This is a genomic window from Mechercharimyces sp. CAU 1602 (assembly GCF_024753565.1).
Taxonomy (GTDB): Bacteria; Bacillota; Bacilli; order Thermoactinomycetales; family JANTPT01; genus Mechercharimyces.
Genome location: NZ_JANTPT010000001.1, coordinates 2,029,074 through 2,044,766 on the forward strand (window position 1 = coordinate 2,029,074; position 15,693 = coordinate 2,044,766).

The following is a 15,693-nucleotide window of genomic DNA, read 5'->3' on the forward strand; positions in this document are numbered from 1 at the left end:
AGCTTTCATAGAAAATCGTCAACCCTACTTCTCCCGTGAACCCACTATTTCCACAATCACTTAATACGAATCATCAGCTTTGCATATCGTCTCTACCTTACTCTTTCCTACTAAAAATCTTTCCCTGCAAAAAAAATGACTGTATTTGAAGGTCTTAAATTTACATGATACCCTGCTATAGCCTCTACACTCGCTTCAAAATGTCTTAAGCGATCCTTTGTATAAATTATAATATTCAATTATTTATTAAGAAAATACGGAATTGAATATGATGAAAGTGATAAGCAATATATATAAAAAATCATCTACTATCCAAGTAGTAGATGATTTTTTGATTCTCGCGCAATCTGCTTAAACACATTTTCTGCCGCCTGTTTGCCCGACTCGATACAATCTGGTAAACCGACCCCATCATAAGAGGCACCTGCCACAAAAAGGCGTGGGAAATGTTCATACAAGTGAGAGCGTACTGTTTGTAACCATGCAGTATGCCCCACTTCATATTGAGGCATGGAATCACGCCATCGGGTTACCTTGTAGAAAAGTGGCTCTTTATCGATCGAAAGAATAGCACGTATATCCTCTCGTACAAGTGACACAATCTCTTCATCAGATAAATCAACAATTTCTTCATTACCTGAGCGGCCCACATAGGCGCGCAGTAACGCCTTATTTGCTGGAGTAGTGTGTGGCCATTTTTTGTGGGTCCATGTGCACGCTGTAATCGATGTCGGTTCCGTTCTCGGGACAACAAATCCTGTCCCTTCTAATTGGAGAGGGGCATCTTCTTTACGATAACCCAGTGCTACTGTTGCCACTGTCGTAGGTTTTATATCTTTTGTCAACGGATCTAGATATGGACTTCCTCCCAGTAGGCGTTGGGTTACAGCATGCGGGACAGCCATCACGACTGCATCGGTCGCAAGTGTTTCGCCATCTCGCAATGTTAATTCATACCCTTGTCCTGTCTTCACTACGTGTCTTACCTGTGTTTGGGTACGAAGGGTACAGGTCGCACGCAAACTATTTTCCAATGCTTGTACGAGCGAAGATAACCCTTTCTTCAATGTAAGAAACTGTCCTTTTTTCTTCGCCCGTCCCGCTTCGGGACGTGTTTTTTTCATCCCTAGAATCAAACTGCGATATTGCGCCTCCATCTCGATAAACTGGGGGAAAGTAGCCGTCAAACTGAGGCGATTCATATCGCCAGCATAAATCCCAGATAATAGTGGCTCTATCACCTGCGTCACAACATCATCACCTAATCGCCGACGAAAAAATTGCCCCACAGAAATATCATGATCCCTACTAGTGGGTGGAAGAAACAAATCAGCCGCAGCACGTAGTTTCCCCAGCGGAGAGATCAGACTGGTAGTAACAAACGGAGCCAGTCTCGTTGGAATTCCCATTACTGCTCCTTCCGGAATCGGGTGCAAACGACCCCGTTTGAGGATATATGCTTGTCCGGTCTCATTGCGTATCAGTTCTTTTTCCATACCTAATTCAGTCACAAGCTCCGCAGCTGCTTGCTTTCTTTCCAAAAACGAGTCTGGCCCTCGCTCAATGACAAAGTCGTCATGGTATTCGGTTTCAATCTTCCCGCCCAAGTGTGACCGAGCTTCAATTAAAGTAATCGAGAGAGGTGGTTGTCCGCTTTCTGTTTGCAATCGCTGTAAATAATATGCTGTCGTTAAACCGGTCAATCCCCCTCCAATGATCGCTACCCGCTTCATACCTTTACCTTCTCAACGCGCTGGTTCCACTTTTTCAGTACGATATCAGCCAGACCAGAGATGAAAAGCTCATCCGAATTAGGCATGGGTGGACGCATATAAGTCGCCCCTACTTCATCTGTAACCACTTTGCACTCATAATCATTATCATAGAGCACTTCCAAATGCTCAGCGACAAACCCAACCGGACAGTAGATAAAGGTGGTGTATCCTTTCTTCTCAAACAAGTCCCTTGTCAAATCTTGTACATCAGGTCCGATCCATGGTTCGGGAGTATTACCAGCACTTTGCCATCCGATTTCATAATTGGATACACCTGCCCGCTCAGCAATTAACTGAGCAGTCTCTTTCAGCTGTTCTGGATAGGGATCATGATTCTGTAAAATTTTTTCAGGCAAACTGTGAGCAGAAAAGATGACTACGCTTTGCGCACGCTCTTCTTCTGACAGCTGTGAAAATGTATGTTGTAACTGTTTTGTCCAGTATTGAAGGAACTTTTCATTGGTATACCAACTATCCACTGGCGTAATATGAGGACCACCTAGCTTTTCCGCTTCTTCCAATGCGCGTTGGTTATATGATTTGACACTGAAGGTAGAAAAGTGTGGAGCCAATACCAAGCTGATCGCCTCTTCCACACCATCCTTCTTCATCTCTTGAACCGCATCTTCAATAAAGGGAGAGATGTGTTTTAAACCCAGGTAGACACGAAATTGCAACGAGTCGGAGCGCCGATTTAACTCTGCTTCCAACGCCATCTGTTGTTCTTCGGTAATTCGCGCTAATGGGGACAATCCTCCAATCGCCTCATAACGATCACTCAAATCTTGCAGCAGCTCTGGTGAAGGCTTGTTACCACGGCGAATATGCGTATAATACGGTTCAATCTCTTCTTTACTCCGTGGTGTTCCATATGCCATAAGGAGCAAACCAATCGTTTTCCGAGTCATAAGAGCACCTCCGTCATTATGTTTCTTATCTTACCCAATTCTTCTATTCCACTATATCTACAACCTACTTACGCGAATATTGGTGAACCATATCCGTTAATCTTCGTAGTGTGTCTACGTCTGCATCAGGAAAAACACCATGTCCTAAGTTGAAAATATGACCCGGCTTTTTTCTACCCTCATCCACGATCTCTTTTGCTTTCCCTTCTAATTGATCCCAAGAAGCAAGCAAAAGAGATGGATCCAAATTCCCTTGTAACGCTTTTTCTACACCTAACTGGCGTGCTTCGGTAATGCTGGTACGCCAATCCAAGCCGAGCACATCAACAGGAAGCTGATTCCAGTTAGAGAGCAGATGACCGGCACCTACACCAAAGTAAATGGTAGGAGCATCTGTTTTTTGCAGAGAAGAAAAGATGCTCTCCATCACTGGAGCGATATGTCGTTCATAATCCTCTTGGTTTAAAGCACCCACCCATGAATCAAACACTTGTACAGCTGACGCTCCCGCTTCAATTTGAGCGTGCAAATAGGTGATGGTCATCTCTCCTAGTTTATCCATCAATGCTTGCCACGCTGCTGGCTGTGCATACATGAATGCTTTAGTCTTGTGATAATGCTTAGATGGACCGCCTTCAATCATATAACTTGCCAACGTAAACGGTGCTCCCGCAAAGCCAATCAAAGGCACCTCTAATTGCTCTCTTAGTAGCTTAATCGCTTCTAAAATCATCGGCACATGCTTATCTGGTTGCAAATCGAGGAGACGTTTTACGTCACTCACCGATTCGATCGGGTTAGCGATAACAGGGCCCACTCCAGAGCGAATCTCCACATCTACGCCGATCGGCTTTAATGGTGTCATAATATCAGCAAATAAAATAGCCGCGTCAACGCCTAGCTGCTCAACCGGTAAGCGCGTTACTTCCGCGCATACTTCTGGATTTTCATTTACTTCAAAGAACGAATATTGCTCACGTATCTTGCGATACTCCGGTTGATACCTTCCTGCTTGCCGCATATACCAAACAGGTGTGTAATCCGTCGCTTCTTTGCGACACGCCCGCAAAAATGTATCGTTCATTACTTTCTTCTCCATATACTCTTACCCCTTTTGCTCTAAATAATATATAATCTATAACTTCATTTCGTCCTACTATTTTATACCAACCAGAACTAAGGAAAGCTCGTTCTTTACATCATATCGTTTTTACTTACCGATATATAGTGTCACCGACCAACGGTCAAAAAATTGTTTAAAACAGCAAAGAAAAACCCAATTTCAGCCACCATAAGTGACAAAATCGGGTATGTTTTCTCTTTGTTCTATATATTTCTTCTCTATTTAAAAGGCCCACTCCAACGAACGGGCGGTTCCGCTCCTTTACGAAACCGTTCCCACCACGAGCGATATCGCAGCAATAAGAATAAACCTATTGTCGCCACAACAAAGAGAGCATAAAAATGCATTGGGAAAAATAATGCCAACACCATCACAGAGCCAATCGTAATGTATGTGGCTAAACTGCGATATTGCGTCGTAATCAGACTAAGAAAATAGATCACGAGTCCGCACAAGATAAGGAGTGGACTTAAGATAAGAACTGCACCCGCTGCAACCGCCAATCCTCGTTCTCCGCGGAAGCCGGTAAACACAGAGTAAGTGTGACCGATAACCACAAATACTGCTGCAGTGCATGCACCCAGCCAGCCTGCCAGAATGAGACCTATGAGCGCGGCGACACCCCCTTTTACCATTTCAAATCCACCCCATACCATTCCTGTTCGAACAGACAGATGTGCTTGAGCAGATATTTCGGTCCAGCCTCGTTTCTTCTCCAATATCCATTCGATTGGGAGTGCACCAATGGTATAAGAAAGTGCCATGATAATAATAAATTTCATTCATTAACCTCCTCTCACCTAGTGAGCAGGATAGCGACGAATAATAAGGAGGAGCAACACTCCGATGCCACAATACCCAAATAAGGGATACACATAGCCGACTAAGGCTGGAAAGCCTATTAAAGAGAAGCCATATCCCAAAATGAAAATCAACATCATGAGGGTATTCATACGTAGGCGTGTCATTTGATGCAAATTAGCCGCTAGCCCATACACATTACCAATCAAAGTGGTAAAAATTTCTCCCCACATGACAGCGAGAAAGAAGATTTTCATCCCTTCCCCCAACGCCTCTATTACAAGCGCAATCGGTATTTCCAACTGATACACCTGAGGGGAGTGCATCGCAAGCGCAAAGTTACTGGTAAGAAGCATGATACCTAACACGATTCCTCCCATCCATCCACCTAAGCGCAATACCTTCTCATCTGTTACTTCATTTCCTAACGGAACCAACACTGCTTGTGACATAGCCAGATTAAAGGCGACGTATGTGAGAGCAGATATACTCCAATGCCCTTCAGCAGCAACCGCCTGCAACTGAAATAAACCCTCAAGCCCACCACTTTGCCACCCCGTTATGCCAACTAACACCGTAAAGAGGAACATCAGAGGAACCACCAAGGTGTTGACCGACAAAATCCCTTCCATTCCGCGAACAATAACAAGAAAAGCCATAATGGAAGTAAGTCCAACACCCAAGTGGAAGGAAAGTCCCAACTGCTCTTCAAACAATGCACCCGTCCCTGACATCATAGCCGTTGTCACGCCAAAGAGTACGACCCCGACAAAGCGACTCATCCACTTTCCCCATCGCATTCCAAACAAATGATCATTTAGCTCCTCATACGATTCTGCCTGAAGGCGCGCACCCATAATCATCATCCGTGTTCCCAACCAGGCAAAGAGAACAGAAACAGCAATGATCGCCCACATCCCTCCCTTTCCATACACCGTAAAAAACTGCATTATCTCTTGGCCAGAGGCAAAGCCTGCCCCTACAACCGTCCCAATGTACGTAAATCCGACTCGAACTGCCATCGCCCAACGTTGACTCATCCCGTTCCTCCTCCCCTTGTCCTCATAGGACTAGTTTATGGATTGATAAGAAAGAGTAGAACGAAAGAAGGAGACTAACCTTATCGGTTAGTCTCCCATTAATGATCTTTACTTCCGTTTTGATAATCTTTACTTCCAATGAGTCAAACTTTGAAATCAAACCGAGCTACTGATCTCCACCCATGCCCGGAATATTGATCTGTACCTGCTGCGTTCCTGCTCGTTCTCCTGTCTGTTGGTTGACGGCAATCACTTGGTACGTCACGGTTCTTCCTGCAAGTGCCGGTTGGAGTTGATCGTTATAGCGGGTATCTTCTACCGTCGCTATCTGTTGATTGTCCCTTACGACAGTGTATACCACGCCTGGTGTAGGGGATGCATTCCACCTTACTTTCACTAAATTGGCACGTTCCTTATACTCCACATTTAGATCACTCGGTGGTTGAAGGGGCAGGTTTGGACCTGGTTCTTCCGGCTCCCCTCCATTATCTCCGTCTCCACCCGGAACCACTTTGACCGATGCCTCATTTGAAGGTTGCGCTTCGCGCTTTCCACTCTCTTCATCTGCTTCTGTATCAATAGCAATAACGCGATAGGTGTATACTTTCTGCTTGTTTCCGAAGAGATCATCGAGAATGCCACCACTTTCCGGCACTTCAATATTGGTATCACTATGTGATCCCGTGGTTACCTGCTTCAATTCTTGCCAGTCGCTACCTTCTTCTTTTCTTTCGATACGGTAAACAACTCGGCTACCCTCGTCCTGATCAGTCCAGTTCAAATTAACCACGCGGTTACCAGGGTCATAGCTCGCAGCAAGGTCAGTAACTTGCTTCAACTGGAATGGTGCGGTTGGGTCTTTTACTCCTTCTGGTTTCGTAAGTTTACTGGAGCCTTTCAGGGTTTTGTTCATAATGTATTCGAAGAGCTCCGCTCCATAAGACTTATCATCTAAGACAATTTCGAGCCCCTTCACATTATACACAGTCGCAGCCATCGTATAATCCTTAGAGTAACCAGCGAACCATGAGTCTCTCGATTCTTGTGAGGTTCCTGTCTTTCCTGCTATATCATGATTAGGAATATTGATGCCGCGCCCAGTACCATATGTCTTGTTTTCCACAACTTCTTTTAACATTCTTGTCATATACCATGCGGTTTGCTTCGGATTTTGAAAAACCGTGGACTCCTTGACTTCCTTCAATGGTTCCTTAACTGTATTTCCACTACCCAGCGCTGTGTCCTCAATTTTTAAAATTGTATGCGCCTCTGTCATTTTACCTTGTCGTGGGAATGACGAATACGCTTGTGCCATTTCAATAGTTGAGACACCATCTGTTAAGCCACCTAATGCTAACGCTGCTGCACTTGACTTATCCTTCTCGGCTAATTCAATGCCGAACTGCCCTGCATACTGCACAGCATTTTCCAACCCAACCTCTTCCACTAATAGCCTTGCAGTAGAAACATTGAGCGATCGCGCCACTACCTCCATTAGTTCCACGTTACCATAAGATTTTTTTGAGTAGTTATTTGGATTCCAGCCTTTATAAGTCCAACTCTCGTCATCATTGATCATGAAGTACTCATTGTACCCTTTTAGGTCTACAGCCGGTGAATAAACGGTTAGCGGTTTAATGGAGGACCCTGGCTGATGTGGTTCGCGCGAACGCAAACTAAAGGTCGGTTTATACTCTCGTCCTCCCGCAATCGCCACTAGCCCACCTGTTTTATTGTCAATCATCGTCGCTGCACCATCAATGACACCCACACTGTCAGCCGGGTAGAGGCTATCATCTTTCATCGCTTGATTCATTGCTTTTTGTGCAGTTGGGTTAATGTATGTGGTAATTTTATACCCACCCACACTCAACTCTTTCTCATCTAATCCATAACGATCTATTGCTTCTCTCACTACCATTTCTTTGTATGCATCGTATTCAGAGTTACTTAAATATTTCTCTAGGTACTTCTTATCCCGCTTAATTTCCTTATTTTGTTGCTCCTTTTTCTCTGCTTCGGTGATGACACCCTCTTCTGCCATTACTTTTAATACAGTGTCTCGCCTTAATTTCTGTTTTTCTTCTTCTCCAGAGAATGGATTGTAGGTACTTGGAGCTTTTGGCAATCCAGCTAATAGTGCAGCTTCATGTGGCTCAAGTTCATCTTTTGTTAGGTCTTTATCAAAATAGATCTTTGAAGCCATCTGAATGCCCATAGCATTATTACCAAAAAATATATAATTAAGGTAAGCTTCAAGAATCTCATCTTTAGAGTACTCTCGTTCCAAACTCCAAGAAGTTACAACTTCCTGTAATTTACGAGAATACGTCTTAGAACGATCTTCCATCACAACGTTACCAGCTACCTGCATCGTGATGGTACTTGCCCCTTCAGCCTTACCAAATTCTTTAATATTGGCAACAACTGCTCTACCCATCCCAAAATAATCGACGCCGTTATGATCATAAAAACGACGATCTTCCACAGCTACAAAGGTGTCTTTAATAAGCTTTGCCGATTTGATATTTTCCAGTTTTACGGGCTCACGTTTTACTGCCCCAATTTTAGTAACCTCATTCCCCTTTTGATCCAGAATGATAGAGGAGTATTCAATTTCGCCCATCTTCTCTAATCCGATCGTTTTGGTCGTCATCATGATGGCTGAACAGCCGCCTACTGCCACTAAGATTGAAGTAAATAAAACTAATAAGATCCATTTTTTATTAAAAAAGCGGCGCCATCCTTTTTTCTTTCCATCTCCTTTATTCCCCTGCGTACGTTGTCCACGTGTTTCGCTTACACGACTGGTACGAGAGCTTAGCCGCTCACCACGGGCACGTGAGGGCGTTTCCCATTCGTTGTTGTTATAATCACTCATTGGTATAAACCTCCTGCTTGTTGCTCACGTTTCGCTCTATGCTATCTACCCAGCAAAGTAAGCTATCTTTTCTAACCTACGATTCGCTACGTTTCTCTCCTGATCTCTCTTAGCTTCCCTTTCCCTTCAGTTGTGCTATAGTGTGTAGTGAGGTGATTGATATGAATCGGCAAGCTGCCATTTTTGCCTGCCGCTTTACGGGCGGAATAGGCATTCTTTTTTCCTTACTAATCGGAACCACCTATGGACTTAGCAGTACCGCTATCGGTATCCTACTGTCTATGCTCTGGTTTGTGTTAGCACACTTTATATCTAGAGATAGGGGGTAGTATACACCCATCCTATATTATTATAACGCAAATCAGATCAAGTTAGGTGTCAGGAATGCGTTTTTCTCAATTTATGATGTAGAAAAGTCATGGTTATCAAAGCCACCACCTACGTCAATAACCGCGCCCGTAATAAAGTCCGATTCCCTCTCTGTAAGAAAGCGAATCACACGGGCGATATCTTCCCCTGTCCCTGGTCGGCCGACCGGGTTTTTACTCTCTTTCTTCCCCCGGGCAGCACTGATGGGCGCCTCTTTATACGGATGGCGAATATCACCTGGACATACCATGTTAGCCGTAATACCGTACTCTCCTTCTTCCAATGCTAACGTTTTTGTCAGGGAGGCAACCCCTGCTTTAGCAGCTGCATACGCTCCATACCCTTTCCAAGCAGGGGTATGTTCAACATCTGGGAATCCAAAAGTGATAATTCGTCCCCAGCCCGCCGCTCGCATATCAGGGAGCACGGCTTGCGTGCAGTAGAAAACACTACTTAAATTACCTGCGATCATTTCATGCCACTGTTCTTGCCTGAAGTTAGCAAGAGGAGTGCGCTCAAAGATGAGGGGACCCGCTGTACAAACAAGTACGTCAATGCGCCCCCACTCAGAACGTATACGGCTTACCATACGTTCCACATCCCTTGATTCACTTACATCCCCCTGCACAATAAGAGACTCGTAACCGTCTGCCTTCATCTTATCTTGAAGGGTTGCTGCTTTATCCTCACTTCGGCGATAATTTGTAGCGACACGATATCCTGTTTGCGCTAATAGTTTTATGATTTGGACTCCGAGTCCGCTAACGCCACCTGTTACCCAGGCAACGGGCATTTCTGTTTTCAAAGGTACCGCTCCTTTCCCCACCCTTATCTCCTTATATTTTCAAACTGAGATTGAAGCAATACGTTTCTATTCTATTCTTTTATCCGCTGTTGTCAATAAAAAAACCTGCAACTCCTTTTAGAGTGCAGGTTTATTCTGATTCAGTTGAGAACGACTCGCCAGGATCTAAGATCCGTTTTGCCATCCATATAAGGAGTAGCGCCCCTATCGATAGTCCAATAACTAATGATAAGGGTCGTACCGGTTCCCATAGCGCTAGTGACATGAGTAAAATAGCCATTCCTCCAAGCGCAACGCATTCAAATATGCGCTTACGTGTCCACCACGCGCACAAAGAGGAGAGAAAGGTTAGAAGCATCATCGCTTGCCACTCCCATAAATAGAGCATGTCCCACTGGTACATAGGATCGCCTCCCTTTTACTTTAGTCACTAGTCTATCCTTGTAATGGGTTTCACATACTGCGAAGCCCATTCTCGTTCGTTTTGCCACCCATGTTATAATGCCTCATCCAACATGGGTGGCTATATCTACCTTTTACTCCTCGTTACTTTTACTTGCCGCACGTACTTGATTCCCTTTGGATGGAAAAAGTCCGAATCGTGTTTTTAGATAATGAAAAAGTTCTTTAGGTATATTTACACCACAAGCAGGTTCTAGACCTTCAAAGCCAGGGGAAGAGTTCACTTCGCAAATTTTGAAATGATCCCCATCAAAAAGAAGATCCACTCCTGCTACATCCAAACCCAAGATGCGTGTCGACTGCGTCGCCAGCCACTCGATTTCAGGTGTAATTGCGTATTCTTTGGTGGTACCACCTGTGGAGAAGTTAGCTTTAAAACCTCCAGTAGCGGAGTTTCGTTCCATACAGCCCACTGCTCGCCCTCCGATTACAAAGACACGCAAGTCACGACCGAAGCTGGTCTCCACTAACTGTTGTAAAATCATATTAAAGTTAGGGTTCGTTGTCTCCACCAACTGCATCAGATCCTCAAAGTGGCCACGGCTCTCCGATAAGAAGACCCCTTTCCCCTGCGTCCCAGACAAAGTTTTTACCACGATGGGAAAACCTATCTGTCTCTCCACCAAATCCACATCGACTGGGAATTTAGCTAGCATCGTCTTGGGAACTGGTAGGTTTTGCTCAGCTAGGATTTGGTGCGTGTATAACTTATCCTTCACCGTATCAATGCTTAGCGATGAATTGATACAAGGAACGCCCAAGCGCTCCAAATGACGAATCACCGCTAAAGCAAAGTACGTGGTCCCCGCTCCCATCCGCGGTAAAACGAAGTCAGGCAACGCAACCGGTTCCCCATCAACATAAATACTGCGTCGATCTTCTTGGGTAACAATCAGGTCAACTTGGTTAGGTTCTAACACACGCAAAGATATCCCCTGATTTTCCGCTTCATCCAGTAAGCGATCAATCTCGTATGACTCAGGTCGTTCATTAACTGAGCTATTTCTGTAAAAAATCCATCCCTGCATCGCTACCCCACTCCTCATAATCATTCTGCTGACACTTTTTATTTCAAAACACCGTCTCTTCATTTTATAGCTTCGCCCACAATTCCTTCATATCCTGTGATAGGGGCGAGAAAAACATATACTCTTTACCATCGCGAGGGTGAATGAACGAAAGTCGTGTGGCATGCAGCGCTTGCCTCTTTATTCCATAATCTTTCCATCCCTCAGCATACATACGATCACCGATAATAGGGTGTCCATAGTCAGACAAATGAACGCGAATTTGATGCGTTCTCCCCGTTTCCAACTGCAAGCTTACTAGCGTCGCACCTTCTTTTCGCTCAAGCACTTCATAATGGGTTATAGCTTGTGCCCCGTTCTCATTCACCCAACGGTGAATTGGGCGCACCGGATCATGGGCAATAGGACGATTGATCGTACCAACATCGTCCGCTATCTGCCCGTGTACGATCGCTACATACTGACGCTGGTATCGTTTCTTCTTCATCTCTTTAGATAGAAAATCATGTGTATAAGCATGTTTCGCCATCATGAGTAACCCAGACGTATCCTTATCCAGTCGACTTACTGGTCGAATGGGAAGCTCTCGTCCCTGTTGAAGAAAATGATAAGCCAAACCGTTAGCCAGCGTACCGTTAGGATAGCCTTTTGTAGGGTGGACAACGATTCCTGCTGGTTTATCTACTACAACAATATCTTCGTCCTCATAGCTAATACGAAGCGGAATGGCCTCTGGTTCAATCTTAAGTGTGATTTCATCTGGCAAAAAGATGCGAATCTCATCGCCGCTATGAATACGTGCACTCAAATAGCTAGCCTCGTCATTGACCAGCACATACTGACCCTGTTTTAAACGACGAAGCCACCGGCGTGAAAAATGATAGCGATTTTTTAGTACCTGTTGCAGTTTCTTGCCATCCTCTGCTGCTGTCACAATAAAAGTGTTAAATAAGCGTTCCTGTGTCAATTGCGTTCACCATACCCTCAATATATGATACCCGTCCGCTTATGAGTACGGTTAAACATCGTCGGTTCCGGATCAAAATATTTTTCTGTGTAGCTCGGAACAAAAACATCTCGCTGATTAATATAACCTGAACCCCACGTTGGATCCATCGTCACCCACTCTCCACCAATCCTCACTTCCACCCAAGCATGACGAACACCCTCGGCATATCCTTCAACAAAACGAGCTTCCATCCCGTTGGCGCGCAGCAGTGCTACCGCCAAGAAAGCATAATCTTGACAAACACCCTTCTTCTCTGCGAGCGCTTTGAGGGCGCTATCATTTAACGAAAACGTGTCATTACGAAATTTAGGAACATCATACTTAATGGTTCGAGAGACATAGCGGTAGATTTTTTTTGCCTGTGCTCGTTCGTCACCAGCCCCTTTTGTCAGCGACTGTGCCAGTTCCTTTATCTTCTTATCATTTGATTGTACCCCTCTTGATGGATACAAATTTTCCTTTCCTATTGGCGCCGAACTGTCTATTTGAAATTGCGCTACGCCATAAAAACGAAAAAAGTCACGGTTTTCCTTCGTCACTTCAGGAACATTGACGATCACCTCATATTTCCCAGGTCCAAACCGTAGCCAAAATTCCCCTTTAAAATGATAATCCTTCACAGGGATAATATAGGAAGCTTCCTTGCCATCTTTTTCTGTTTGTACAATAACTTGTTCTGTCTCACGTGCAAACGGGGCATCTGGATCGATCTTACCTTCAATCGTATAGGTATCATCCGCTCGATCCCCGCTCACCGTCGGAGTGAGCAGCTGAATCCCACGTTCTTGGTAATGCTTATAATACGTAATCGGGGAAAGTGGTTCACGGGAACCCTTCTCTGCTAAAAAAGAGAGTGCTTTTTGATAGTACCCCTCTTTCTCTTCACTCGGAATAAGAACACTAAGGTGGTGAACTCCTTTCTCAAAAAGTAGCGGTACTTCTGTAGAAAATACTCCCTTATGTACGGGGAGCACTTTCTCCCACTTCTTTCCTTCCTGTTCGATTCGTACCAGAATAGAAATATCATCCTTTATACTCCTGATAGCGCCTTCCAATTGCACAGAGCGTTCGGCTTTCATATAACCCTGCTGTGGTTGTGCCAAAGTCACCCCTGACTCTAAGCCAATAGGAGTAAATGCCATATCTCTTTCCACTTTTTCATTTACATTAATTACTTTAAACTGCGTGATTTCTTGGTACTGATCGCTTTTCTCCATGCTGGGGAGTCGGACAGTTACCTGATATGTACCACTTCCTGCAAACAATGTAAGACTCTTTTTAAAAACTCCTTCTTTGATTGGAACGTAATAATCAAAGGGTTCCGCTATTCCTACATTTTCTTTTGCAGTCTTGTTGTCTTCCTCTACTTTCTCTACCACAATCCACAGATAGTTGGACTTCAACTTCTTATATGAAGCTACTTTACCGGAGATATCCACTTTTGCATTGACGGCAAATTTCTCGTACTCAGGAGCAGATAACTCTACGCCAGCATCAGTAGCATATTCTCGTAATTGAAGAGGCTTTAATGTGATGCCATCATGAACTTCATCTATCTTTTGCTCAAAAGGATCAGCTGATGACCTAGTCTGGTCACTCCACGAACACCCTGTCACGATCGTAAAAAGTAGCACCATTATTACAAAAAATCGACTACCCTTCTTCATTCCCATCCCCCATCCCTCTCTGCATACCCCATTCACTTCTCTCATTATATGCTGAAGAGAGCACAAAAAAAAAGAGATCACCTCCAGGGCGACCTCACATTATAATCGAGACCAAAACATCAACCAATATTGCCTTTAACTTAATCCTACACTATTTTGATCACTAGATGTTTTTAAAAGTTCGACTGAATTCGACATGTGATGACAGTGAAACCATCTTAATTCCCCACTTCTTCTCCACATGTTTTAAAACAAAAGACAAGTACAATAAGGAAAAATCACTTCTTATTGTTAAATAAATTCTATTTTATATTTTAAAAGGAATAAGCCCCCCTATATTTCAGCCTCCTCGTCTACTATAATTCCATAAAAATACATTTTACTGTATAGTGATATTCTCTCTTTATACCTTGTGGTACAATAAAGCGACATCATATATATGATTTAGAGGAGGGGATACCCATCGGCTTAGGAAATAACATCCGACGTAGACGGAAAGAGCTTAAAATGACTCAATCGGAGCTAGCAGAGGGTATTATATCTGTTCCTTATCTAAGCCTTATCGAGAACGAACGTGCCAATCCTCCTGCTGATGTGATTTCTCCGCTTGCTCAGCGACTCAAGATGTCCTTACATGAGCTACAAGGCATTTCAGATCCTCTCGTTCTAAAAGAAGCTCATCTACTAATAGAGAAAATTCGCTTCTCCATGTTTAATGAAGAGCATGAAAATTGCCGACACTATTTACAAAAGCTAGAAGAGTTCTCCCCCTTGATCCGTGATGAAAAATTGCTGATGAAAATTGACTTGATCAGAATTAACGTCATGGACCAACAACTACAAGCAGAGCGCGCCAAGCAGTTATTACATTCGTTCGAGCAAAAGTGGGTTAATTTTCAATCATGCCCAGACACATTCGTCTCCTATTTACGCATGAAAGGAAATATTGAAATCTGTCAAGGGAATTACATGAAGGCGATTCAACATTATCAAACGGCACTTCCTCTATTTGCGGAGATGAAAGATGAGCTAGAAAAGGGATACTTGTATACCAACCTTGCATGCAGTTACCTTCTGCTCACCAAACCGCAAATGGGCGTTATCTATTCGGAAAAAGCAATAGCAATCCTTTCACAGATGGATCGCTGGCAAGAATTGATTGCTGTTTATCATATTATGGGTTGTTGTTATGTTCATATGGGAGAGCATGATGAAGCCCAACAATATTTTGAACGCATGTTAAAAATGTCGCAACAGATGAGTGGCATATCCCCTTTATTTACCGCCCGTGCTTATCATGAAATGGGCACCACCAAACATCAATTAGATTACTATGATGAAGCTCTACAATACTTTGCCCTTGCCTTAAAGACGGCTAAATCGGAAGATGATGACCCTCTGCCTTATTGGGAAGTAGGGAAAATCTTTGAGTCGATGACAAAAACCTATCTTAAAAAAGGACAGTTAGAGCAGGCAGAACGTTATCTAAATAAGGCTCTGCAACTTTTAGACAATCACCATATCTCATTAGCGGAAAGTTGGATTCAGTTAGGTCACCTTCATTATGCGAAAGGTGAATTCTCTTCGTTTGAACAGGTATATATGAATGCCATTACCGTTTTCATCGAACACGAAAACTACAGCAAGGTGGCTCGTGCGGCACACGCACTCGGACTTTATTTCCATAATCAAGGGGATGAAGGGAAAAGTTCACATTGGTCACGGCTCGCCTGTGAGTATTATGCCAAACTTGTTCCTGTCGGAGAATTTGATCACATCTTACCTACACAAATAGAAAACAATAACCCTACTTAAAAGCGACCAT

General features: G+C 43.9%; 13 protein-coding genes. 2 read left to right on the forward strand and 11 right to left on the reverse strand.

Annotation, left to right across the window (positions count from 1 at the left end; translation table 11 throughout):
* Window positions 1-308 precede the first annotated feature (308 nt).
* The 6 genes from hemY to NXZ84_RS10410 all read right to left on the reverse strand — a co-directional run bounded on the left by hemY (window position 309) and on the right by NXZ84_RS10410 (window position 8,528).
* Complete coding sequence (gene hemY, locus NXZ84_RS10385) at window positions 309-1,733, reverse strand: protoporphyrinogen oxidase (RefSeq protein WP_258840184.1); 1,425 nt, start codon at window positions 1,731-1,733, stop codon at window positions 309-311.
* Window positions 1,730-2,683, reverse strand: a complete 954-nt coding sequence (gene hemH, locus NXZ84_RS10390) for a ferrochelatase (RefSeq protein ID WP_258840185.1) — start codon at window positions 2,681-2,683, stop codon at window positions 1,730-1,732. Before hemH ends, hemY begins: the two co-directional genes overlap by 4 nt.
* Before the next feature lie 64 nt (window positions 2,684-2,747).
* Entirely contained in the window at window positions 2,748-3,782 is a 1,035-nt protein-coding gene (gene hemE / locus NXZ84_RS10395) for a uroporphyrinogen decarboxylase (RefSeq protein WP_258840186.1), read from the reverse strand.
* Between the two features lie 242 nt (window positions 3,783-4,024).
* Complete coding sequence (locus NXZ84_RS10400; protein ID WP_258840187.1) at window positions 4,025-4,588, reverse strand: glycerol-3-phosphate acyltransferase; 564 nt, start codon at window positions 4,586-4,588, stop codon at window positions 4,025-4,027.
* A gap of 18 nt (window positions 4,589-4,606) precedes the next feature.
* Window positions 4,607-5,647: a YkvI family membrane protein gene (locus tag NXZ84_RS10405; RefSeq protein ID WP_258840188.1), complete on the reverse strand. Its 1,041-nt coding sequence runs from the start codon at window positions 5,645-5,647 to the stop codon at window positions 4,607-4,609.
* Window positions 5,648-5,813: 166 nt separating this feature from the next.
* A complete protein-coding gene (locus NXZ84_RS10410) occupies window positions 5,814-8,528 on the reverse strand; it encodes a transglycosylase domain-containing protein (protein ID WP_258840189.1) in 2,715 nt (904 codons plus the stop codon).
* Window positions 8,529-8,689: 161 nt separating this feature from the next.
* Here NXZ84_RS10410 and NXZ84_RS10415 point away from each other — a divergent pair, with 161 nt between their 5' ends.
* Complete coding sequence (locus NXZ84_RS10415) at window positions 8,690-8,857, forward strand: hypothetical protein (RefSeq protein WP_258840190.1); 168 nt, start codon at window positions 8,690-8,692, stop codon at window positions 8,855-8,857.
* Window positions 8,858-8,928: 71 nt separating this feature from the next.
* Here NXZ84_RS10415 and NXZ84_RS10420 read toward each other — a convergent pair whose 3' ends face one another.
* The 5 genes from NXZ84_RS10420 to NXZ84_RS10440 form a co-directional block, all read right to left on the reverse strand.
* Complete coding sequence (locus NXZ84_RS10420; protein ID WP_258840191.1) at window positions 8,929-9,702, reverse strand: SDR family oxidoreductase; 774 nt, start codon at window positions 9,700-9,702, stop codon at window positions 8,929-8,931.
* Between the two features lie 130 nt (window positions 9,703-9,832).
* Window positions 9,833-10,105 carry a hypothetical protein gene (locus tag NXZ84_RS10425; protein WP_258840192.1) on the reverse strand — a complete coding sequence of 91 codons (273 nt, stop codon included), beginning with the start codon at window positions 10,103-10,105 and terminating at the stop codon, window positions 9,833-9,835.
* A gap of 133 nt (window positions 10,106-10,238) precedes the next feature.
* Complete coding sequence (locus tag NXZ84_RS10430) at window positions 10,239-11,192, reverse strand: ATP-grasp domain-containing protein (protein ID WP_258840193.1); 954 nt, start codon at window positions 11,190-11,192, stop codon at window positions 10,239-10,241.
* A gap of 64 nt (window positions 11,193-11,256) precedes the next feature.
* Window positions 11,257-12,159, reverse strand: coding sequence for an RluA family pseudouridine synthase (locus tag NXZ84_RS10435; RefSeq protein WP_258840194.1), 903 nt, complete (start codon window positions 12,157-12,159; stop codon window positions 11,257-11,259).
* Between the two features lie 17 nt (window positions 12,160-12,176).
* Window positions 12,177-13,913: a transglutaminase-like domain-containing protein gene (locus NXZ84_RS10440; protein ID WP_258840195.1), complete on the reverse strand. Its 1,737-nt coding sequence runs from the start codon at window positions 13,911-13,913 to the stop codon at window positions 12,177-12,179.
* 435 nt (window positions 13,914-14,348) lie between these two features.
* Here NXZ84_RS10440 and NXZ84_RS10445 point away from each other — a divergent pair, with 435 nt between their 5' ends.
* The gene (locus NXZ84_RS10445) at window positions 14,349-15,683 is read left to right on the forward strand and encodes a tetratricopeptide repeat protein (protein WP_258840395.1); all 1,335 of its coding nucleotides are present in this window, start codon (window positions 14,349-14,351) and stop codon (window positions 15,681-15,683) included.
* Window positions 15,684-15,693 lie beyond the last annotated feature (10 nt).

What these genes read in the sequence shown, in the direction of transcription:
- NXZ84_RS10415 (WP_258840190.1), top strand. Translation starts at nt 8,690, where the DNA reads ATGAATCGGCAAGCTGCCATTTTTGCCTGCCGCTTTACGGGCGGAATA.
- NXZ84_RS10430 (WP_258840193.1), bottom strand. Translation starts at nt 11,192, where the DNA reads ATGCAGGGATGGATTTTTTACAGAAATAGCTCAGTTAATGAACGACCT.
- hemE (WP_258840186.1), bottom strand. Translation starts at nt 3,782, where the DNA reads ATGGAGAAGAAAGTAATGAACGATACATTTTTGCGGGCGTGTCGCAAA.
- hemY (WP_258840184.1), bottom strand. Translation starts at nt 1,733, where the DNA reads ATGAAGCGGGTAGCGATCATTGGAGGGGGATTGACCGGTTTAACGACA.
- NXZ84_RS10410 (WP_258840189.1), bottom strand. Translation starts at nt 8,528, where the DNA reads ATGAGTGATTATAACAACAACGAATGGGAAACGCCCTCACGTGCCCGT.
- NXZ84_RS10440 (WP_258840195.1), bottom strand. Translation starts at nt 13,913, where the DNA reads ATGAGAGAAGTGAATGGGGTATGCAGAGAGGGATGGGGGATGGGAATG.
- hemH (WP_258840185.1), bottom strand. Translation starts at nt 2,683, where the DNA reads ATGACTCGGAAAACGATTGGTTTGCTCCTTATGGCATATGGAACACCA.
- NXZ84_RS10405 (WP_258840188.1), bottom strand. Translation starts at nt 5,647, where the DNA reads ATGAGTCAACGTTGGGCGATGGCAGTTCGAGTCGGATTTACGTACATT.
- NXZ84_RS10400 (WP_258840187.1), bottom strand. Translation starts at nt 4,588, where the DNA reads ATGAAATTTATTATTATCATGGCACTTTCTTATACCATTGGTGCACTC.
- NXZ84_RS10425 (WP_258840192.1), bottom strand. Translation starts at nt 10,105, where the DNA reads ATGTACCAGTGGGACATGCTCTATTTATGGGAGTGGCAAGCGATGATG.